Source organism: Winogradskyella sp. (assembly GCF_025210595.1).
Taxonomy (GTDB): Bacteria; Bacteroidota; Bacteroidia; order Flavobacteriales; family Flavobacteriaceae; genus Winogradskyella.
The window spans coordinates 1-21,134 of record NZ_JAOARH010000146.1 but is presented as its reverse complement, the minus strand read 5'-3'; the positions used below and the strand labels follow the sequence as shown (position 1 = coordinate 21,134).

General features: G+C 32.4%; 20 protein-coding genes. 12 read left to right on the top strand and 8 right to left on the bottom strand.

All coding sequences use genetic code 11. The features are described 5' to 3' along the window. The first annotated feature begins 284 nt into the window (after window positions 1-284). The 6 genes from N4A42_RS13915 (at window position 285) to N4A42_RS13890 (ending at window position 6,428) form a co-directional block, all read left to right on the top strand. A complete protein-coding gene (locus N4A42_RS13915) occupies window positions 285-1,373 on the top strand; it encodes a M42 family metallopeptidase (RefSeq protein ID WP_294075243.1) in 1,089 nt (362 codons plus the stop codon). Between the two features lie 17 nt (window positions 1,374-1,390). Then, window positions 1,391-1,960, top strand: coding sequence for an NUDIX domain-containing protein (locus N4A42_RS13910; protein WP_294075240.1), 570 nt, complete (start codon window positions 1,391-1,393; stop codon window positions 1,958-1,960). Window positions 1,961-2,069: 109 nt separating this feature from the next. Continuing rightward, complete coding sequence (locus tag N4A42_RS13905; RefSeq protein WP_294075237.1) at window positions 2,070-2,747, top strand: PrsW family glutamic-type intramembrane protease; 678 nt, start codon at window positions 2,070-2,072, stop codon at window positions 2,745-2,747. Window positions 2,748-2,888: 141 nt separating this feature from the next. Beyond that, window positions 2,889-3,365 carry an acetyl-CoA carboxylase biotin carboxyl carrier protein subunit gene (locus N4A42_RS13900; RefSeq protein ID WP_294075234.1) on the top strand — a complete coding sequence of 159 codons (477 nt, stop codon included), beginning with the start codon at window positions 2,889-2,891 and terminating at the stop codon, window positions 3,363-3,365. Window positions 3,366-3,439: 74 nt separating this feature from the next. Then, window positions 3,440-4,879 (top strand): acetyl-CoA carboxylase biotin carboxylase subunit, encoded by a 1,440-nt coding sequence (gene accC / locus N4A42_RS13895; protein WP_294075231.1) that lies wholly within the window; start codon window positions 3,440-3,442, stop codon window positions 4,877-4,879. 7 nt (window positions 4,880-4,886) lie between these two features. Beyond that, window positions 4,887-6,428, top strand: coding sequence for an acyl-CoA carboxylase subunit beta (locus N4A42_RS13890; protein WP_294075228.1), 1,542 nt, complete (start codon window positions 4,887-4,889; stop codon window positions 6,426-6,428). A 12-nt stretch (window positions 6,429-6,440) separates the two neighbouring features. Here the strand turns inward: N4A42_RS13890 and N4A42_RS13885 are convergent, their stop codons facing one another. Continuing rightward, the gene (locus N4A42_RS13885) at window positions 6,441-6,821 is read right to left on the bottom strand and encodes a Fur family transcriptional regulator (RefSeq protein ID WP_294075225.1); all 381 of its coding nucleotides are present in this window, start codon (window positions 6,819-6,821) and stop codon (window positions 6,441-6,443) included. Window positions 6,822-6,898: 77 nt separating this feature from the next. Here N4A42_RS13885 and N4A42_RS13880 point away from each other — a divergent pair, with 77 nt between their 5' ends. The 4 genes from N4A42_RS13880 to N4A42_RS13865 are packed head-to-tail and all read left to right on the top strand — an operon-like array spanning window position 6,899 to window position 10,761. Continuing rightward, the gene (locus N4A42_RS13880; RefSeq protein WP_294075223.1) at window positions 6,899-7,600 is read left to right on the top strand and encodes an ATP-binding cassette domain-containing protein; all 702 of its coding nucleotides are present in this window, start codon (window positions 6,899-6,901) and stop codon (window positions 7,598-7,600) included. A gap of 5 nt (window positions 7,601-7,605) precedes the next feature. Beyond that, entirely contained in the window at window positions 7,606-9,015 is a 1,410-nt protein-coding gene (locus tag N4A42_RS13875) for a DUF3526 domain-containing protein (protein WP_294075221.1), read from the top strand. Next, a complete protein-coding gene (locus tag N4A42_RS13870; RefSeq protein ID WP_294075217.1) occupies window positions 9,012-10,337 on the top strand; it encodes a hypothetical protein in 1,326 nt (441 codons plus the stop codon). Before N4A42_RS13875 ends, N4A42_RS13870 begins: the two co-directional genes overlap by 4 nt. Before the next feature lie 10 nt (window positions 10,338-10,347). After that, window positions 10,348-10,761, top strand: a complete 414-nt coding sequence (locus N4A42_RS13865; protein WP_294075214.1) for a MerC domain-containing protein — start codon at window positions 10,348-10,350, stop codon at window positions 10,759-10,761. A 159-nt stretch (window positions 10,762-10,920) separates the two neighbouring features. Here N4A42_RS13865 and N4A42_RS13860 read toward each other — a convergent pair whose 3' ends face one another. From N4A42_RS13860 to N4A42_RS13850, 3 genes are all read right to left on the bottom strand, one after another. Next, window positions 10,921-12,708, bottom strand: coding sequence for a ribonucleoside-diphosphate reductase subunit alpha (locus tag N4A42_RS13860; protein WP_294075211.1), 1,788 nt, complete (start codon window positions 12,706-12,708; stop codon window positions 10,921-10,923). A gap of 3 nt (window positions 12,709-12,711) precedes the next feature. Beyond that, on the bottom strand, window positions 12,712-13,986 hold the full coding sequence (locus N4A42_RS13855) for a ribonucleotide-diphosphate reductase subunit beta (protein WP_294075208.1): 1,275 nt from the start codon (window positions 13,984-13,986) through the stop codon (window positions 12,712-12,714). Between the two features lie 263 nt (window positions 13,987-14,249). Further along, window positions 14,250-14,696 (bottom strand): DinB family protein, encoded by a 447-nt coding sequence (locus N4A42_RS13850; RefSeq protein WP_294075205.1) that lies wholly within the window; start codon window positions 14,694-14,696, stop codon window positions 14,250-14,252. A 132-nt stretch (window positions 14,697-14,828) separates the two neighbouring features. Between N4A42_RS13850 and N4A42_RS13845 the strand changes: the two genes are divergently transcribed. Next, the gene (locus tag N4A42_RS13845) at window positions 14,829-16,040 is read left to right on the top strand and encodes a multidrug effflux MFS transporter (protein ID WP_294075203.1); all 1,212 of its coding nucleotides are present in this window, start codon (window positions 14,829-14,831) and stop codon (window positions 16,038-16,040) included. On the opposite strand, the gene N4A42_RS13840 is transcribed toward N4A42_RS13845, so the two are convergent. The 4 genes from N4A42_RS13840 to N4A42_RS13825 all read right to left on the bottom strand — a co-directional run bounded on the left by N4A42_RS13840 (window position 16,037) and on the right by N4A42_RS13825 (window position 20,466). Beyond that, window positions 16,037-16,657 (bottom strand): L-threonylcarbamoyladenylate synthase, encoded by a 621-nt coding sequence (locus tag N4A42_RS13840; protein ID WP_294075200.1) that lies wholly within the window; start codon window positions 16,655-16,657, stop codon window positions 16,037-16,039. The genes N4A42_RS13845 and N4A42_RS13840 overlap by 4 nt on opposite strands. A gap of 85 nt (window positions 16,658-16,742) precedes the next feature. Further along, complete coding sequence (locus N4A42_RS13835) at window positions 16,743-17,417, bottom strand: hypothetical protein (RefSeq protein ID WP_294075197.1); 675 nt, start codon at window positions 17,415-17,417, stop codon at window positions 16,743-16,745. Continuing rightward, on the bottom strand, window positions 17,395-18,081 hold the full coding sequence (locus N4A42_RS13830; protein ID WP_294075195.1) for a carboxypeptidase-like regulatory domain-containing protein: 687 nt from the start codon (window positions 18,079-18,081) through the stop codon (window positions 17,395-17,397). Before N4A42_RS13830 ends, N4A42_RS13835 begins: the two co-directional genes overlap by 23 nt. Before the next feature lie 54 nt (window positions 18,082-18,135). Continuing rightward, window positions 18,136-20,466 carry an ATP-dependent helicase gene (locus N4A42_RS13825; protein ID WP_294075192.1) on the bottom strand — a complete coding sequence of 777 codons (2,331 nt, stop codon included), beginning with the start codon at window positions 20,464-20,466 and terminating at the stop codon, window positions 18,136-18,138. 250 nt (window positions 20,467-20,716) lie between these two features. Here N4A42_RS13825 and N4A42_RS13820 point away from each other — a divergent pair. After that, window positions 20,717-21,134, top strand: a 418-nt coding sequence (locus N4A42_RS13820; protein WP_294075188.1) for a hypothetical protein, incomplete at its 3' end; no start/stop codon positions are given.

Here is a 21,134-nt window from a genome sequence, read left to right as displayed (position 1 = left end):
TTGGTAGCATTAACACTTCATCGAGCTCAACCTCAGTAACAGGTATAGAATCACCTTCTATTATCATATAATGAACTACTGTTGAGTCTTGCTCTACCTGATTTTCTTGTGCAGAAATTAAGGCTGTAAACAACAATACTATATAAGTAATATATCTCATATTTAAAGTGCCTTCCAAAACCATTCCAAAGAATAATTTAGGATATATTCAAAATTAAGAATTATTACTACCACTAACCCTAAAATCGTATTAATATTATTATTTTTAGGGAAAATTTTTAGAAATGGCCAAAAAGCAATTACTCAACAAAAAGTCGATGGACTTTTTAGAAAAATATTTAAATAATGCCTCACCTACGGGTTATGAATGGGAAGGACAAAAAATATGGATGGATTACCTAAAACCATACGTTGATGAATTTATAACAGATACTTATGGAACTGCGGTTGCTGTTATAAATCCTAAAGCGAAATACAAAGTAGTTATCGAAGGACATGCAGATGAAATTTCCTGGTATGTTAATTATATTTCTGATAATGGGCTACTATATGTAGTTAGAAACGGAGGTAGCGATCACCAAATTGCACCAAGTAAAGTGGTTAATATTCATACCAAAAAAGGGATTATAAAAGGTGTATTTGGTTGGCCTGCTATCCATACCAGAAATAGAGCCAAAGAAGAACCACCTAAACCAGACAACATCTGTATCGACGTAGGTGCTAAGGATAAAAAAGAAGTTGAAAAAATGGGAATTCATGTGGGTTGTGTTATTACCTATCCTGATGAATTCCATATCTTAAATAAAGACAAATTTGTTTGTAGAGCTTTAGATAACCGAATGGGAGGTTTTATGATTGCAGAAGTAGCTCGACTACTTCATGAGAATAAAAAGAAACTACCTTTTGGCTTATACATTACCAATTCTGTACAAGAAGAAATTGGTCTTAGAGGTGCCGAAATGATTACAGAAACCATTAAGCCAAATGTAGCCATTGTTACAGATGTTACCCACGATACTACAACACCAATGATTGATCCTAAAAAGGAAGGTTTAGCTAAGATTGGTGATGGTCCTGTAATTGCATATGCTCCTGCAGTACAACAAAAGCTTAGAGACTTAATTACAGATACTGCTGAAGAAAAGAAAATACCTTTTCAGCGTGCTGCACTATCTCGAGCAACAGGTACTGATACAGATGCTTTTGCTTATAGTAATGGCGGAGTTGCTTCTGCTTTAATTTCTTTACCATTACGATACATGCATACTACTGTAGAAATGGTGCACAAAACCGATGTAGAAAATGTGATTCGTTTGATATATGAAACACTTTTAAAAATCGAAGACGGAGAAACGTTTAGCTATTTTAAATAATCAAAATTCCCACGAAAGTGGGAATCTTTTTTTATATGGATGAATATATAGACATTATAACCTCTAAAGGAGAACCAACTGGAAAAACGGCTTTAAAATCTGAAGCACATAAACATGGTTGGTATCATAACACCATTCATGTGTGGCTATTTACCAAAAAAGGTGAAATTTTACTACAACAACGTTCCCATAAAAAAACGATTCATCCTTTACTTTGGGATGTATCAGCAGCTGGACATATAGATGCTGGTGAAACCTTTATAGAGGCAGCTATAAGAGAAACCAAAGAAGAAATTGGTTTACAATTGCAACCAAAAGACTTAACTAAAATTGGTGTTGAACTTCATGAAACATCTTATGATGATGGTAACATTCAAGACAATGAATTTCATCAGGTTTATATTGCTGAATTAAACGTAGGTTTAAGTGATTTAACTCCTCAAGAAGATGAAGTTGAAGCTTTAAAATTAGTGTCGTTTTCAGAATTTAAAAGTTTACTCAATAATAGTGCTATAAACCATCATTTTATAACTACCAATGCATCGTATTATAAGTTTGTTCTAAAAACTATAAAGCAATCCATTTAGCAAACTAAATTACTTTATAGATACTATTGCTTTGAAATTTTTATGTCCTAATTTCAAAAATACGAATAAGGTAATTTTGTAAATTAAATTAATATAATATCTTCATGCTATGAATTTAATTCTCATGGCAATTGCGCCTGTAATGGTGATTATCGTATACATCTATTTCCAAGACAAATACGAAAAAGAACCCGTTGGGTTATTATTAGCTAATTTTCTTCTCGGTGCTATTGTTAGTATTATCATAGTTACCGTAATATATCTTTTTACAGGAAGATTTATACCTGTCACGAACGCCTTTAGTGTTTGGCAGCAGTTTATACAAGCTTTTATTGTTGTGGCGCTTTCTGAAGAATTCAGCAAATATGTAATTGTAAAGTATTTTGCACAGCCCAAAAAAGCGTTTAACGAACCCTACGATGGTATAATTTACGCAGTAATGGTATCCATGGGTTTTGCCTGTACCGAAAATATTTTATACGTCTTACAAGGTGGTTTTGAAACGGCAATACTTAGAGCATTTACTGCTGTACCTGCACACGCAACCTTTGGTGTTTTAATGGGTTATTATATGGGCAAAGCTAAGTTCTCTAATAATAGAATAAAATTAAATATGGCTGGATTGTTCTTAGCAGTCCTCTTTCATGGTGCTTATGATTTCTTTTTGTTTATTCGTTTTATTCCAGGTATTTCTATTGGAGCATTCATATCACTTGCTGTTGCCTTATATTTATCTAGAAAAGCAATAAAACGGCATCAAGATAATTCAGATTTTAAACCACTTTGAGCTAACTCAAAATGAATAAAAACGGAAAACAAAACGTGCAAAATTCAATTATATAATAAAGTCTTTTCTAAACATGATTAATTTCATATTTTACGGTATTTTTATAATATAATTTAGCCAAAGTTTAACAAACCTCTACAAATGTATAAAGCAAAAGTTAATGCTTCTCATGAGTTTAATATAGACCAAGAAGCCGTAGAACAACTTGATGCTGTTGAAACTTCAACGAATAGGTATCATATTCTTCAAGACAACAGTTCAATTAAAGCAAAAATTTTAACCTCTAATTTTAACAAAAAAACTTACTCTGTAAAAGTTAATAGCAATACTTATGATGTTGTTATCAGTGATACTTTAGATCAGCAAATTGAAGCTTTAGGTTTCGAAATAGGAGCTTCAAAAAAAGTAAACGATATAAAGGCACCAATGCCAGGTTTAATTCTAGAAATTAATGTTGAGGAAGCTCAAGAAGTTAAAGAAGACGATGCCTTAGTAATTTTAGAAGCTATGAAAATGGAAAATGTCATAAACTCACCTCGAGATGGTGTTATAAAATCCATAAAAGTTGACCAAGGTGATACGGTTGATAAAAATGCACTTTTAATCGAATTCGAATAAAATGGTGCGTCAAATTCACGTGTTAAAAAAATAAAGTTTAATTAAAAGATACCACGCACAAAGCGTGGCACAAGATGAAAAAAATATTAGTTGCCAATCGTGGAGAAATTGCAATTCGTGTAATGCGAACTGCTAAAAAAATGGGAATTAAAACTGTGGCTGTTTTTTCTGAAGCTGATAGAAACGCACCACATGTAAAATTTGCTGACGAAGCGGTTTGTATTGGTCCTGCACCATCAAACCAATCTTATCTAAAAGGTGATACCATTATAGAAGTAGCAAAATCATTGAATGTGGATGGTATTCATCCAGGATACGGTTTCTTGAGTGAGAATGCTGATTTTGCTGAACTGTGCGAAAAGAATGATGTCATTTTTATTGGCCCTCGTTCTAAAGCCATTAAAATGATGGGAGATAAATTAGCTGCTAAAGATGCAGTTAAAGATTACGACATTCCTATGGTACCTGGTGTTGACCATGCCGTAACAGACCCTAAAGAAGCTGTAGAAATTGCTAAAAGAATTGGATTACCAATACTCATAAAAGCCGCTGCAGGTGGTGGTGGAAAAGGAATGCGTGTTGTTGAGAATGAAAGTGAAGTTGAAAACCAAATGAAAAGAGCTATCAGTGAAGCAACATCTGCTTTTGGTGATGGTTCTGTATTTGTTGAAAAATACGTAACATCTCCAAGACATATCGAAATTCAAGTCATGGCAGATATGCATGGTAACATTGTTCATTTCTTTGAGCGCGAATGTTCTGTACAACGTCGTCATCAAAAAGTAGTAGAAGAAGCTCCTTCTGCAATATTAACGCCAGAATTAAGAGAAAAAATGGGACAAGCTGCTATAAATGTAGCTCGTGCTTGTGATTATATTGGTGCTGGTACTGTTGAATTCCTTATGGATGGAGACCATAATTTCTACTTCTTAGAAATGAATACCAGACTTCAGGTAGAGCATCCTGTATCTGAGTGGATTGCTGGAGTAGATTTAGTAGAACTTCAGATTAAAGTTGCTCGTGGTGAAACTTTAGATATTAAACAAGAAGATCTTAAAATAAATGGGCACGCTTTAGAGCTTAGAGTATATGCAGAAGATCCTATGAACGATTTCTTACCTAGCGTAGGTAATTTAGAAGTATATCAATTACCTATTGGTGAAAACATAAGAGTAGATAATGGCTTTGAAGAAGGTATGGATGTCCCTATTTATTATGACCCAATGCTATCTAAGTTAATTACCTATGGTAAAACTAGATCTGAAGCTATTGAGCTCATGATTAAGGCTATTGATAATTATCATGTAAAAGGTGTGCAAACTACTTTACCTTTTGGACGATTTGTTTGTGAGCACGATGCTTTTAGAAGTGGTGATTTTGATACGCACTTTGTCAAAAAGTACTACTCACCTAGCCTCTTAGAAGATCAGCATAAAGCTGAAGCTGAAATTGCAGCTAAACTAGCCTTAAAACAATACCTAGAAGATCAAAAATTATTACGATTACCTAATTAAGATATTTATGGATTCAAAAATAAAAACATTAAATGAAAAAGTTGCCTTATCTAAATTAGGAGGAGGTCAAGCTAGAATAGACAAGCAACACCAAAAGAAAAAATTAACAGCAAGAGAGCGTATCCTCTATTTATTAGACGAAGGTTCTTTTGAAGAAATTGGTGCTTTAGTAACACATAGAACCAAAGATTTTGGAATGGAAAGTCAAAAATTTTATGGTGATGGTGTTGTTACTGGTTATGGCACTGTAGATGGACGATTGGTTTATGTCTTTGCTCAAGATTTTACAGTTTTTGGTGGCTCGTTATCCGAAACACATGCCGAAAAGATTTGTAAAATAATGGATATGGCTGTTAATGTTGGTGCACCAATGATTGGTCTTAATGATTCTGGTGGTGCTCGTATTCAAGAGGGAGTACGTTCACTAGGTGGTTACGCTGATATTTTCTATAGAAATGTACAATCTTCTGGAGTTATTCCTCAGATTTCTGCTATTATGGGACCATGTGCTGGTGGTGCTGTATATTCTCCGGCTATGACAGACTTTACCATTATGGTACAAGATACTAGTTATATGTTTGTAACAGGTCCTAATGTTGTAAAAACAGTAACCAATGAAGAAGTCACTAGTGAAGAGCTTGGTGGTGCAAGTGTGCACTCTACCAAATCAGGTGTAGCACATAAAACATCTGCTAATGATGTAGAATGTCTTGAGGACGTGAAAAAACTTTTAAGTTACTTACCACAAAGCAATAAAGAAAAACCTCAAGATATAGCATTTGACCTTAATGATGAAATAAGAGAGGGCTTAGCGGATATTGTACCTGATAACCCTAACAAACCTTATGACATGCATAGTGTTATTGAAGGTATTATAGATGAAGATTCGTTTTATGAAATTCATAAGGATCATGCAGAAAACATTATTGTAGGCTTTGCACGTTTAGGCGGAAAATCTATTGGTATTGTTGCCAATCAACCAATGTTCTTAGCTGGTGTATTAGATGTTAACAGCTCTAAAAAAGCAGCACGTTTTGTACGTTTCTGCGACGCATTTAATATTCCTTTATTAGTATTAGAAGATGTTCCTGGTTTCTTACCAGGAACTGATCAAGAATGGAATGGTATCATTGTACATGGAGCTAAACTATTATACGCTTTTAGTGAAGCTACAGTTCCTAGAGTTACAGTAATTACTAGAAAAGCCTATGGTGGAGCTTATGATGTAATGAACTCTAAACATATTGGAGCTGATATTAATTTAGCATGGCCTAATGCTGAAATTGCTGTAATGGGAGCTAAAGGAGCAGCGGAAATTATTTTTAAAAGAGAAATTACCTCTGCTGATGATCCTGAAGCAAAATGGAAAGAAAAAGAAGCTGAATATGCTGAGCTTTTTGCTAATCCTTATAGTGCCGCAGAACGTGGTTATGTAGATGAGGTTATTTTACCTAGAAATACAAGGCGTAAATTAATTAAAGCATTTAGTATGCTTGAAAATAAAGAAGTGAATAGACCTAAGCGTAAGCACGGAAATATTCCTTTATAAATCTTTATGGTTTTAAGCCATACAATCGGAACATTGACCTTTAAGCATAATACTTGCTGTTTCAATGTTCCGATTTTTTATTTGAGGTATCGCAATATTTAAGTCTAAACACTCTACTTTTCCACAAGCATTGCACTCAAAATGAGGATGCACATCATTATGATGATGTGAGGTACACTGATAACATTTAGCATACCATTTTAATCCATTTGTTCCTGTAAAAGAATGAATAGTTCCATCATTCTCTAAACGATCAAGAACTCTGTAAACTGTAGTTTTATTCATATCTTCCTTTAGTTCTTCTACAAGATCAACTACAGACAAAGCCTCATGCCCTTTATCAAATTTAGATAAGATAATATTTACAGATTTTGTTTTTCTTACAATACTCATAATACAAATTTACTGCAACTTAGTTGCATTATCAAATATTATGTTATTTTTGCAACTAAGCTGCAATAACATTACACATGATAATAATTAATAAAGTTTCAAAATCTTTCAAAGGTAGTAAAGCTGTAGATAATCTAAGTATAAATATTGCTAAGGGAGAAATTTTAGGCCTTCTAGGTGCAAATGGTGCAGGCAAATCCACAACTATAAATATGCTGTTAGGATTCATTAAGCCAGATTTTGGTGCTATTAGTATTGATGATATTGATATCATTTCAAATTCTGAATCTGCAAGAAAACTAATAGGCTACATTCCTGAGAATGTTAACCTCTACAACCACTTATCTGGTATTGAAAACCTAGATTATTTCTGCAAAATTGCAAATTTAAAATATACAGAATTAGAACTTAAAGACTTTTTAACTACCTGCGGTCTCCAACAACAAGCTCATAAACAAAAAGTCTCATCTTATTCTAAAGGAATGCGACAAAAAGTAGGTATAGCTATAGCTTATGCAAAAAAAGCAAAAGTGTTATTACTAGACGAACCTGCTAGTGGTTTAGACCCTTTAGCAAGTAACGAATTATCTACATTATTACAGTCTTTAGCATCATCTGGTACAAGCATATTAATGGCATCTCACGATATATTTAGAGTACGTGAAGTGTGTCATCGTATTGGCATATTAAAAAATGGCATACTTGTAAAAGAATTGAACAGTAAAGATGTAAGCGCTAACGAATTAGAAACTTTATATCTAAAATACATGCAAAATTAGATACTGTGAAACAAATTATAAAAAATGAATGGCGAGTACTTCTCAGAAATGCAAATTTATTGAGGTTATTTGGTGGTTTCTTAATAGTTTTCATGCTCGCCATTTTTCTTTCTAACAAACAACACGACAAGCAATTAGCAACCTATAATAATGCAAAAGACGAGCTAAGAGCACAATGGGAAAGTATAGATTCTATGAATCCTCATAGTGCAGCGCATTATGGTACCTATGTATTTAAGCCTTCTAATGTTTTAACCAACTTAGACGAAGGTGTTAATAGTGTAACAGGTAATGTGTTACGAGTTGAAGGCCATGTACAAAATGAAATGGTACATTCTGAAGCTTCTCAAATGATGAGTGTGTCTAAATTCGGAAAGCTAAAAGCTTCTCTCCTACTTCAATATATTGTGCCTTTATTACTCATCTTTCTGGCATTTTCATCAGTCAGTTCAGAGCGTCAACAAGGACGATTAAAAATACTTTTATTACAAGGAGCTACTCCTTCTCGTCTCATGTTGTCTAAAGCCATAGCTATCTGGCTCTTTGGGTTAACTCTATTAGGGTTTTCTGTTTTGGTATACACATTTTTGAATTTTGAAAATTTCAATTCAGATCTATTTTATAGACTTATCTTTTTTATAACAAGTTATAGTCTCTATTACTTTATTATTGTTGGCCTTACCGTTTTTCTTTCTACACGTTTTAAAAATCCTACAATGGCCTTAACAAGTATGATTGGTATATGGATTCTCTGGACTGTTTTTATACCCAATATTGTAATGAGTAGTGTGGAAAAATGGCATCCTTTACCTAGTAGAAACGAATTTAAAACTGCTATGCAAGATGACAGGTCTAAAGGTATAGATGGACATAATCCTAGAGACAGACGCGGAAAAGACTTAGAGAAAAAAGTTTTAGCTCAATATAAAGTAGATAGCCTATCTCAATTACCTATAAATTTTGATGGTATAAGAATGCAAGCAGATGAAGACTATGGCAATATTGTTTGGGATAAACACTTTGGAAATCTTTCTAAAGTACTCCAAAAACAAAAACAAAAAGTTCAACTCTTTGGCATAGTAAGCCCTTTAATAGCCCTTAAAAATTCGAGTATGGGTTATGCAGGAAGTGATAATTTTCATCATCAGGCATTTTTAAGACAAGTTGAAGATTATAGACGTGTATTTATTAAACAACTAAATGATGAGCATGCATATGGCGGCTCTAAAACTGGTAATTGGAGATGGAAAGCTCAAAACGATTTCTTTAAATCTATCAAAGATTTTGAATACAAAACTACAAGTATTAAAAGTGTATTGAAACACTATGCTAATGATAATTTAATTCTGGTTTTATGGTCAATTTTTACTGTTGTTATGATTTTATTAGGAACTAAACGAATGGATATTGTATGAAAACACTAGCTATTCTTAAATATGAGTGGATTCATTTCGTAAGAAATCCATTTAAAATAGTTGCTCTTGTATTGTTCATTTTAGCTTCAATTTATGGTCTACATAATGCATCAAGCTTATACCATACACAATTATCTGAAATTGAACGCATCAAAGAAAAAGCAAAAGAATCTCAATCTGAAATTATTGCTTTTTACGATAATAACCAAAAAGGACCTTCTACACGACCATGGATAGATGTTACAAAACCATTTTGGGCATTATGGTATTCTCATGCATATCACTTTAAAACGCCATCACCCTTAATGGTTTATGATGTTGGGCAAGCAGAACAATATGGCTATTACAAACGTATTACAGACAGAAGTAGCCCTTATGACTCAGATATGGCAGAAGAAATAGCAAATCCTGAGCGACTACAAGTAGGTAATTTAGACTTTACTTTTTCTATAATATACCTGTTACCATTACTACTATTAATTTGTCTTTATAATATAAAAGGTACTGAAGCAGACACAGGAATTTTACCTTTAATTACAGTACAAGCAGGAAATACCAAATTTTGGCTATGGGTTAGAGTAAGCTTTTATGCCTTATTAATCATTGGTTTTTTAATATTATTACTTTTATATGGTGGGTTTTTAACTCAAGTCTTTACGAATGACTTAAATGGTTTTCTTAACTATTTTGGGTTGACAATATTGTACACATTGATCTGGACTCTTGTTTTTGGTTTATTAATACAATATGGTTCTTTCAGTATTAATAATACTTTAAAAATGGTCGGTATATGGCTGTTATTTGCATTCATTATACCAGGCGCAATACACCAATGGGTTAGCACAAAATATCCTGCTAATCTAATGACAGATTTTATTGATGCTCAACGTGATGAAAGAGATGAACTAAGAGCACTTCCAGATAATGTACTACAACAAAAATTGAATGAAAAATTTCCTCAAATTTTAAATAGCATTATCATAAAAGATAGTCTAAAGAGTAAGAAAGCTTTAAATGAATCTGTTTTAGCTTTAACAAACGATCTAATAAAAGAGCGCTTAAAACCCATTGAAGAAAGCTACGTTAATAAAAACTCGATAATAAAAAACACGTATTGGATCAACCCTACCACTTTATTTCAAAACAAGTTTAACCTCATAACACAAACTCACTTTGAAAACTATCAAAACTACAGAAACGAAATACAGGTGTTAGTTGACAAACAAATTAAAATTATGGTCTTAGACATATGGAATGATGTAAAAGTAAATCGTAAAGTGTATTTAGATTATCTAAATAAAATGAAGATTACTGTAAACTGATGAATAAAATATGGTTACAAAAATTCTAAAACAAACTCATTCAGATGCTATAGGCGCTTTTGCTAGTGGTCTATGTTTAATCCACTGTATAGCAACTCCTTTTCTTTTTATAGCTCAAACTTGCTCGGCTACATGTTGTGATACTGCTCCTATTTGGTGGTCAATGATAGACTACTTGTTTATCGGCATTTCATTTTTTGCGGTGTATTGGTCAGCTAAAAACAGTTCTAAAAAATGGATAAACTACACTTTATGGCTAAGTTGGTTGACTTTATGCTTAGTAATTCTAAATGAAAAACTAGAACTTATTACACTACCTGAAAGTAGCATTTACTTACCAGCTATTGCTCTTGTTATTATGCATTTATATAACCGTAAACATTGTAAGTGTAAAAACGATAAATGTTGTGCTTCTATAAGCTAAAAACTATGAAATAATGGTGGTTGCTTTATAAAAGCTGAGGAAAGAAACTCTTTCTTAAAGCATATTGATTAGAACTTCAATTTTTGATTTAGTTAAAAAAAGCCTGTTTTGCATTTAACAAAACAGGCTTCATTTATTTATAGCTAAACCTTTTCTTCTTTAGGCTTCACAGCTTGTACATTCTTTCTTTTGCTTAAATTTTTGTGCTGCATTCATACTATGCTGATAGTACAATGATTTTAAGCCCAACTCCCATGCTGTAATATGAATTTTGTTAATATCCTTTACAGACATTTCAGGATGTACAATAATATTTACAGACTGTCCTTGGTCTATGTGATTTTGTCTGTTAGCAGCTTGATAAATAATATCTAACTGATCGATTTCAGAATAGGTTTTAAATACCTCTTTTTCCTCTTCGGTCATAAAATCTAAGTGCTGCACAGAACCATCATAATCTCTAATGCTTCTCCATACTTCGGTAGTATTCTTTCCTTTAGATTCTAAAAATGCTTCTAAGTATGGGTTTTTTATTGTGGTTTTAATTTTAGCAATATCTTTTACATAAATATTAGACCAAATTGGCTCAATACCTTGCGAAACTTGTCCTAAAATAAAAGCCGAAGATGTCGTTGGTGCTACTGCATTTAAAGTTGCATTTCTTCTGCCATACCCTTTTAATAGTTTAGGTTCACCTAATTTTTCAGCTAATTCTTCTGAAGCCTTATATGACTTTTCTTTGATGAGTTTAAAAATTTGGCTATTTAAATTAAATGCTTCCTGGCTATTAAATGGTAACATTCTAGATTGTAATAATGAGTGCCATCCTAAAACACCTAATCCTAAAGCTCTATTTTCTTTTGCAAAATTATAGGCACGTTCCATAAATAAGAACGTTTGTTGATCGTCTCTGTTTGGAGAATCTTTGTAAGCTTCTAATTTTTCAGTGAATTCTGTAATAATAGCATCTAAGAAATATACCATGGTTTCAACAGCATCTGTATCCTTCCAATCTTCATAATGCAATACGTTTATTGATGATAAACAACATACAAATGACCAATCATCATTAGAAGGCAACATAATCTCTGTACATAAGTTACTTGCATATATTGGCATGTTTTTATCCTTATATACATCTGCAGCTCCATTATTAGCATTATCTGTAAAGAAGATATACGGATAACCCATTTCGCCACGTCGTTGCAGTACTTTAGCCCAAACGGTTCTCTTTTCTACATCACCATCTATCATTTCTTGCATCCATTTATTAGTAACCGTAACACCATGTGTTAACTCTTGTATTGGGTTACCTTCAGTTCCTATCTCTAAAAACTCCATAATATCTGGATGCTCAATAGGTAAGTATGGAGAAAAACGACCTCTTCTTACAGAGCCTTGGCTTACAACATCTACCATAGATTCAAACAACTGCATAATATGCACTGCTCCAGATGCCTGACCATTATTTTTAACTGCGGCACCACGATGTCTTATTTTACCAAAGTAACCAGATGTACCACCACCTAATTTAGACATCATTCCTACTTCAGATTGGGTATATAATATATTACCCATATCATCATCTACATGAGATCCAAAGCAAGAAATTGGTAATCCTCGCTCTTTACCAAAATTAGACCAAACTGGTGATGATAGTGAATAATAACCCAAAGACATGTAGTTATAAAACTTATCTGCATATCCTGGAATTCCTAAAATCTGCTCAGCTCTATCTGCAATTTCTTTAATACGTTCTTCTGGAGATACGCCTTCAGTTAAATAACCAGAAGCCAAGAATTTACGGCTATGGTCAGATAACCAACTAAAATCTCCAGTAGTTTTGGTTTTTAATTGTTGTAATGACTTTTTACGTGCATTAATTAATTCGTTCTCTGTTCTATTTTCTGTTTTATTTGCGGTATTTGTCTGGTTTTGTTCTATCATTTTTTAAAAAAGGTCATCACTGGTTATACTTTGGGTTCTCTTGCTGTAGTTTATAGATCGCTTAACGAAGAAATCTCCATGCTTAGTTCCTATAATTTCATCATCAAACCATTCGGTTTCTTCTAATAATTTCTCATCTACTTCAAATACGGATGCTATTCCTATACTCTCTAATGATTTGTTGAATCTATTTTTAAGGAATTCATTAATCACTGATTTTGGCAAAAAGTCTATTTCACCTTTTTCAAAAATCCAATCCACAATTTTGCTTTCTGCATCAAAAGCTTCTCTACACATATCTTGTACAGTTGCGTGGTAGTTTTCGTCAAACCAATCTGGATTTTCATTTTTAATAATCTTAATAATGTCTATTCCAAAATCACCATGGATTTGCTCTTCTTTTGAAGTTGCCTCAACAACATTAGATATACCTTTTAGCATATTTTTATGCTTGTTGAAAGCCATAATGATTAAAAACTGAGAAAACAACGATACGTGTTCTATAAACAAGGAGAATAATAATACCGCATCTGCATAAGCTCTGTTGTCGTCACTCTTAGAGTTTTTTAAAGCATTCTCTAAGTATTGTACACGACGCATCATTACTGGTTTTTTCTTTAGGTTTTTAAATTCGTTATTTAACCCTAAAATCTCTAACAAGTGAGAATATGCGTCATGATGTCTTACTTCACTTTCTGCAAATGTTGCTCCTACAGATCCAATTTCTGGTTTTGGCATTCTGTGGTAAATATCTCCCCAAAATGATTTTACAGCGACTTCAATTTGAGAAATTGCAAGCATTGTATTCTTAATTGCGCTACGCTCAACCTCTGTTAATCCAGCTTTAAAATCTTGAATATCGCTTGTAAAATTAAACTCTGAATGTATCCAATACGAGTGTCTAATTGCAGGCACATATTCATACAAATCTGGATATTCGTAAGGTTTTAAATTTATTCGCTTTTCGAAGATATTTGTCTTACGTTTTCTCGTTTGTTCGTCTCTGTAAAGTATATACGCTTTAGCAACATCAAAAAACGAATTTTCCATTAATGCATTTTCAACAGCATCTTGAATTTCTTCAACTGTTGGAATGTATTTTGCTTCTTTCGCTTTTTGTTTTAACAACACATCATAAACACTTTTAGAGATGCGTTCAGCATCCTCTAAAGTCCCGTGATCTAAGGCAGTCATTGCTTTTAGAACAGCGTTGGTAATCTTACTTAATTGAAATGGTTTGGTGGTAAAATCCCGTTTTTGGATGAGTGTGATTTGCATGAGGAAGCGTATTTAGATTAATTTGAATGAGATCAAATATCTAATTTATTCCTGCTTTTTTTATGTTTAGAAATTCATTTTTTTTAACACTTTTATTAACATTGAGACAACCCTTAGCAAACATCAAGGATGCGAGCGATTCAAAAAAATATTTTCAAAAAATGCTGATTTTTAAGGTTGAATTGAAAATTTAATAACAAAAAAATAATGGACATATTTATGAACAAATTCTTAACAATTAGATTATAAAACACTTAAACTTATTATATATCTAATAATCGTCTGTGGTAGTTAATTTGTCCTAAATGATAAGTTAAGTGCGTTAATAAATGTGTAAGAAAATACTCTGTATTCATATAACTCTCAAAAGGATTTCTCCTATACTCCTCTTGCAAATCGTTTTCTGTTAATTTACTCAATGTATTTTCTACAATAATCATAGTACTCTCAATTTGCTCTATTATTTCAGAAACAGGAACATCTTTTTGAGAGAACTCCAAATCGCGCTGTCTTATATAACCAGAATTACCTAAAACAGATCCGATAAAGTGATTTAGATTACCTATTATATGAAGACTTAAGTTGCCTGCTGAATTAGAAACATGGTGAGACACTAACCATAAATTCTCTTCCTTTTTATAGGCTTTTATCTCTTCAATTAATTTATTAAGATCTCTATTAAATAGTTTTATTAACGTTTGGGTAATCATATTCATTTATATATTGCTCGTTATTCATTAAAAAAATGAATCAAAAATGCATAACAAGTATGTGTTAAAAAAGTACTTTTTTTGATGTAAAATCTACTCAAAAATAGAAAATAAATAACTTACTTTTGCTTTATGCAACAACAAAATCGGTCGCAGTTTGAGTTTGTAGTTTTAATGGCTGCACTTATGTCTATTGTAGCTTTATCTATTGATGCTGTTTTACCTGCATTACCTATGATTGGTGAATACCTCAGTGTTAATAACCCTTTAGACAATCCTAAACTTATTACTTCTATTTTCTTAGGCCTTGGTATTGGGCAATTAATTTTTGGACCACTTTCAGATAGTTTTGGCAGAAAACCAATAGTTTATGTAGGTTTTATACTTTTTATTATTGCATCTATTATTTGCGTAACTACCAAGAGTTTTGAAATGATGCTTTTTGGCCGTGTATTACAAGGCATTGCATTAGCCTCTCCAAGAACTATGTGTATTGCTATGGTTAGAGACTCTTACGATGGTGATTATATGGCAAAAATTCTTTCGATTGTTGTAATGGTTTTTATTCTTGTGCCTGTGGTTGCACCAACCATTGGACAGTTTTTGATGCATCATTATGGATGGAAATCTATTTTTACATTTAACACAGCATTTGGTATTCTGGTTGTATTATGGTATTGGTTAAGACAACCTGAAACCTTAAAGGATAAATATAGAATTCCATACCGTTTAAGTATTTTTAAAACAGGAACTATTCAATTTTTTAAGATTAGAGCTGCAGTAATTTACACCCTTCTTTCTGGCTTTATTACAGGTTCTTTTATGGTTTATTTAAGTACCTCTCAACAAATCTTTGAGAAGCAGTATGATTTAGCAGAAGAATTTCCTTTAATTTTTGCCAGCTTAGCTATTTCTGTAGGGTTAGCTACATTTTTTAACAGCCAACTTGTTATAAAATTTGGCATGAAACGTATAGTGCACCTTGCCATGTGGAGCTTTATTTTAACCTCACTTGTATTCATTATTTTATTTAGCTCTAAGGCGAATCCTAGTATTGAAGTTTTAATTACCTTTTTTGCACTTCAGTTTTTTACCATAGGCTTTTTATTTGGAAACTTACGTGCTTTGGCCATGGAACCTATGGGACATATTGCCGGAATAGGTTCTGCCCTCAACGGATTTATCTCAACAGTAATGGCTGTACCAATAGCTAACCATATTGGTGGTTTTGTTATTAACTCTGTAACTCCACTTTTTATTGGTTTTTTGGCTTGTGGAATAATTTCACTTCTTCTATTTTATATAAATAGCAGTAAAGCTGCAAAAATCTTACGGAAAATTTAAAATATCTCTAAGCTTCCTTTGCCTTCTCTTATAATTTCTGGAGGGCTGCTTGATAGGTCTATAATTGTAGAAGCTTCATTACCTCCATAACCTCCATCAATAACCAAATCCACAAAATTATCCCATTTTTCTAGAATTAATTCTGGGTCAGTAGTATATTCTACAATATCATCTTCATCTCTTATAGACGTAGATACTAACGGATTACCTAATGCATTTACTAATGACAATGTAATTGAATTGTCTGGCACTCTAATACCTACTGTTTTTCGCTTTTTAAATGGATTTGGAAGACTTTTAGATCCTGGCAGAATAAATGTATAAGGTCCTGGCAAAGCACGTTTTAATATTTTAAATACTGAGTTGTCTATTTGCTTTACATAATCACTAAGATTGCTTAAATCCTCGCATATAAATGAAAAATTAGATTTTTCTAGTTTAACTCCTTTTAGCTTTGCTAAACGTTCTAATGCTTTAACATTAGTAATATCACAACCTAATCCATAGACTGTATCTGTTGGGTAAATAACTAAACCTCCTTGTTTTAATACCTCAACAACTTTTGAAATTGCTTTTGGGTTAGGATTTTCTGGATATATTTTTATAAACTCTGCCATAATTTAAAGATACTACAATTACTAAAAAAAGAACAAAGTTTTAATATCAAAACAATTTAAATATTAATAACTGTTGACAACTAATTTATAATACGATTGCATCTACAAAGTCATACTTACCAAAAGTAAACTTTACTCCAAAGCTAAGGACATTAAACGTACCTTTTTCAAAATAACTTTGTAATTCTCTAGGAACTCTAATATCTGTTTTTACTTGCCTCCAATTATATGCTACCATAATGTTGAGGTTCTTAATAAATTCATATTCCAATCGTAAACCATAACACCAAAAGTTTCCAGAATCTCTGTTTAAATCATTAGAAAGTGTTGCTTTACCTATAACAGAGGTATAGATACCTAATCGTATTTTTGAAACTGGCAAAAACTCATAACCAATTGTAATGTAACGTTCTTCAATTTGTGTATTATTATAATTCCCTACAGATTGATTATCTATAATATCAAAATTCTTAATACCATAGTTAAGTCCTATATATAAATTCTTAAAAACAAAAAGATTAGCGTCAAAACCAAAACCATCTTTACCTTTATAAGCATCACCAATAAAATTGTCACCATAAGAGGTAGGCATTTGGTAAGAAAAAGAAATAGAACCTATATATTGACGCGATTCATCATATAAAAATTTAAATTTTGATGGCACTTCACCTCGATTTAAACTATTCTTAGCATTTTGCGCTTGTAATTGCAAACAAAAAACTAAACCAAGAAGAACTTTAATAATTAAATTCAAATTCATATTCTAAAATGTTCACATCAATAATTTGACTTATAAACTCTGCATTATTAATACTATAAATAAATTCTACTTGAGATTGTAATGGCACTATAAGTTGACTATCTTCTATATTTGGATAAATATTATTAAGCTGTCTAGAGATTTGCCTTACTTCATAACACTGACTATTCTCTACATCAAGAATAGTTTCATTAAACACTTCGGTACAACTAGGCTCAATAAACCTAAAACTATAATTTAAAATCGTATTCTCTCCACTTTCTCTTATTATGGTATAATTAAAATTAGTGAGTTGCACTAACTCAACAGTTCCTAAATCAAAAACTAAATCATCTGGTATATATTCTTCTGTACTCGTCTGAAAACGATATTTTGAATAATGATTATCTAATTCTACAGTAACATAAAACAGATTATTAGAGCCAAAAAGTGAAGTTATTTTAAACGCTCCTTCATTATCACTAATTCCCTCACCTAAAAGCACTTCTGAAGCCCCTAAACTATTCGCATCAGCATATATACTAATCTTAGCATCTTGCAAAGGCATATTATCTTGATCAACAACAAAACCCTTTACTAATACTCTAATATCATTATCGACCTCAGTATTTGCACAACTAAAAAAGAAAATCACAATAAAATAAAAAACAAATTTATTATTCATATTTATTTCGTTTTCTGATAGATGAAAAAACCTGATAAGGGTTGCGTATATTATCTAAGAAATTATCTCGAGCTTAGCAAAACGTAACAATAACTTTTTGGTAGCACCATTTTCAAACTTTATTTCGGCTTTTAAATCACCTCCTACACCTTCAATCTTTACAACCTCTCCTCTACCAAAGCGTTGATGATTTACAATATTACCTACAATAAGTTTGGTATCGAATAAGTTTGATGCTCCATTAGAAGAACTGACAGGTTTTAATTTTTTTGGAGTACTAATTTGAAATTTCTCAGGCTTTTTATTAGCCTCTTTCTTTTTAAACTTTGGTGTCTTAGGCTTTGCAAACCGAACCTTATTTGGTGGTACATCATCAAATATTGATGCATCTAGCATTGGATTAAAACGTTGCTCCTTTAATGGTGTGGTAATATTTACAAACTCATCAGCAATCTCTTCTATAAATCGGCTTGGCTCAGCATCTATCAATTTTCCCCAACGATAACGCGATACTGTATAAGTTAAATAGGCTTGCTTTTCAGCACGTGTTAGTGCCACATAAAACAGACGACGTTCTTCTTCGAGCTCACTACGTGTATTCATACTCATGGCACTAGGAAATAAGTCTTCTTCCATACCTACAATAAATACATGCGGAAACTCTAAACCTTTTGCCAAGTGAATAGTCATTAAGGCTACGTGATTAGGATCTCCTTTATCTCCGTCTAAATCGGTAGCTAAAGCCACATCTTCTAAAAATTCTGCTAAAGAATCACCAGCATCTGCAATTTCAATCTGCCCTTCTACAAAGTCTTTTATACCATTTAATAATTCTTGAACATTATCCATTTTGGTAACACCTTCTGGTGTGCCATCTTTGTTTAATTCTCTAATTAAACCACTAGTTTTAGCTACATGTTCGGCAAGTTCAAATGCATTAGCATTTTGATTCATTACCTTGTAACTTTCAATAAGCGTTACAAAATCTTTAAGCTTATTTTTAGTACCACTGTTTATATTAATAGCAACGCTATCAATATCTTTCATAATGTCATAAATCGTTTTCCCTGTGGCATTTGCTGCTACAATTAAACGATCTACTGTAGTTTGCCCAATACCTCTTGCTGGATAGTTTATAACACGCTTTAGAGCTTCTTCATCAGATGGGTTTAAAATAAGACGCAAGTACGCTGTAACATCTTTAATCTCTTTACGTTGATAAAAGGATAAACCACCATAAATACGATAAGGAATATCGCGCTTACGCAGAGCATCTTCTATAGCACGCGATTGTGCATTGGTTCTATAGAGTACCGCAAAATCACTATTATTGAGCTGATTATTCATTTTGGTTTCCCAAATAGTACTTGCTACATAACGACCTTCATCACCATCGGTTAACGAACGATGAACAATAACTTTTTCACCAGGATCATTAGCTGTCCAAACTACTTTATCTAGTTTGGTTTTATTATGCTCAATTACTGAATTGGCTGCTCCAACAATCATTTTTGTAGAACGATAATTCTGCTCTAAGCGATACATTTTTACGCCATCGTAATCTTTTTGAAAGTTGAGAATATTATTAATATTGGCGCCACGGAATGCATAAATACTTTGTGCATCATCTCCTACAACACATATATTCTGAAAACGATCTGCCAATGCTCTTACAATAAGATATTGCGAGTGGTTGGTATCTTGGTACTCATCTACTAAAATGTAGCGAAATCTATTTTGATATTGCGCTAAAACATTTGGAAAACGTGTTAATAACTCATTGGTTCTAAGCAACAAATCATCAAAATCCATGGCACCTGCTTTAAAACAACGATCTACATATTCTTTGTAGATATCTCCCATTCTTGGGCGACGCGCCATAGCATCGGCTTCCATAAGTTCTGGATTCTTAAAATAAGCTTTTACAGTAATCAAACTGTTTTTATACGAAGAGATACGACCATAAACCTGCTTAACTTTATAAACATCCTTATCTAAGCCCATTTCTTTTATAATAGAACTTATAAGCTTTTGTGCATCTTGCGTATCGTAAATCGTAAAATTACTTGGAAAGCCTAAATGGTGTCCTTCAAAACGAAGAATTTTAGCAAACACTGAGTGAAACGTTCCCATCCAGAGGTTTCTAGCTTCACCATCACCAACAATATCTGCAATTCTGCCTTTCATCTCGCGAGCAGCTTTATTAGTAAAGGTTAATGCCAAAATATTAAAGGCATCTACACCTTGACTCATTAAATAAGCGATGCGATACGTAAGTACACGTGTTTTACCAGAACCTGCACCAGCAATGACAATCATTGGTCCATCTTTCTGTATAGTTGGTGCTAATTGAGCGTCGTTAAGTTGACTAAGATATTTTTCCAAAGGTTACAATTTTTCGAACTGTGAAAATACATATTGTCTCAAGTATTTCCATGAATAAAATCTAATAATTATAAACAAGATATGAGCAATAAAATCACTTATATCATATTGCAACAACAGAAAACACCTTTTAAAAAAGAAGATTTTTTTTGATTTGTTTTTAAAAACTATTTATAGTTTCTCTTGGTAGGAAATTTAATTTTCAAACTGTTGTATATATAGCAGTTTTAACCAAAAAAACCAACCCTCCATGAAAAAAAATTACTTTTACTTTATACTATCCCTTTCTATTTTAACCTCATTTTTCTTAAACGCACAAGAGTACGTTCCGCTACTTAACAATTCTAGCTGGAATATTACAACTGCAAATTTTGGCGGCTCTACCAATGACATTATTGACTCTGGAACAGATGTTGTTATTGGTTCTTATACCTATAAAAAATTCACTGACCCAACCTTATACAGCACTGACAACTATATTAGAGAAGATGTTGCCAACAGACGCGTTTATCGTTATGTCGATGGTACTGATGAGCTATTATATGATTTTAATTTAAATGTTTCAGATGAAATTGTATTAGGAGATGATAAAACTTACACCGTAACTTCAGTAACTGACATAAATGTTATTAATGGCGTTAGAAAACGTATACATTTGGTTCATTTTA

Coding starts and splice junctions, on each gene's coding strand:
- N4A42_RS13915 (WP_294075243.1), top strand. CDS start 285: ATGGCCAAAAAGCAATTACTCAACAAAAAGTCGATGGACTTTTTAGAA.
- N4A42_RS13905 (WP_294075237.1), top strand. CDS start 2,070: ATGAATTTAATTCTCATGGCAATTGCGCCTGTAATGGTGATTATCGTA.
- N4A42_RS13900 (WP_294075234.1), top strand. CDS start 2,889: ATGTATAAAGCAAAAGTTAATGCTTCTCATGAGTTTAATATAGACCAA.
- accC (WP_294075231.1), top strand. CDS start 3,440: ATGAAAAAAATATTAGTTGCCAATCGTGGAGAAATTGCAATTCGTGTA.
- N4A42_RS13890 (WP_294075228.1), top strand. CDS start 4,887: ATGGATTCAAAAATAAAAACATTAAATGAAAAAGTTGCCTTATCTAAA.
- N4A42_RS13885 (WP_294075225.1), bottom strand. CDS start 6,821: ATGAGTATTGTAAGAAAAACAAAATCTGTAAATATTATCTTATCTAAA.
- N4A42_RS13880 (WP_294075223.1), top strand. CDS start 6,899: ATGATAATAATTAATAAAGTTTCAAAATCTTTCAAAGGTAGTAAAGCT.
- N4A42_RS13870 (WP_294075217.1), top strand. CDS start 9,012: ATGAAAACACTAGCTATTCTTAAATATGAGTGGATTCATTTCGTAAGA.
- N4A42_RS13865 (WP_294075214.1), top strand. CDS start 10,348: ATGGTTACAAAAATTCTAAAACAAACTCATTCAGATGCTATAGGCGCT.
- N4A42_RS13860 (WP_294075211.1), bottom strand. CDS start 12,708: ATGATAGAACAAAACCAGACAAATACCGCAAATAAAACAGAAAATAGA.
- N4A42_RS13855 (WP_294075208.1), bottom strand. CDS start 13,986: ATGCAAATCACACTCATCCAAAAACGGGATTTTACCACCAAACCATTT.
- N4A42_RS13850 (WP_294075205.1), bottom strand. CDS start 14,696: ATGATTACCCAAACGTTAATAAAACTATTTAATAGAGATCTTAATAAA.
- N4A42_RS13845 (WP_294075203.1), top strand. CDS start 14,829: ATGCAACAACAAAATCGGTCGCAGTTTGAGTTTGTAGTTTTAATGGCT.
- N4A42_RS13840 (WP_294075200.1), bottom strand. CDS start 16,657: ATGGCAGAGTTTATAAAAATATATCCAGAAAATCCTAACCCAAAAGCA.
- N4A42_RS13835 (WP_294075197.1), bottom strand. CDS start 17,417: ATGAATTTGAATTTAATTATTAAAGTTCTTCTTGGTTTAGTTTTTTGT.
- N4A42_RS13830 (WP_294075195.1), bottom strand. CDS start 18,081: ATGAATAATAAATTTGTTTTTTATTTTATTGTGATTTTCTTTTTTAGT.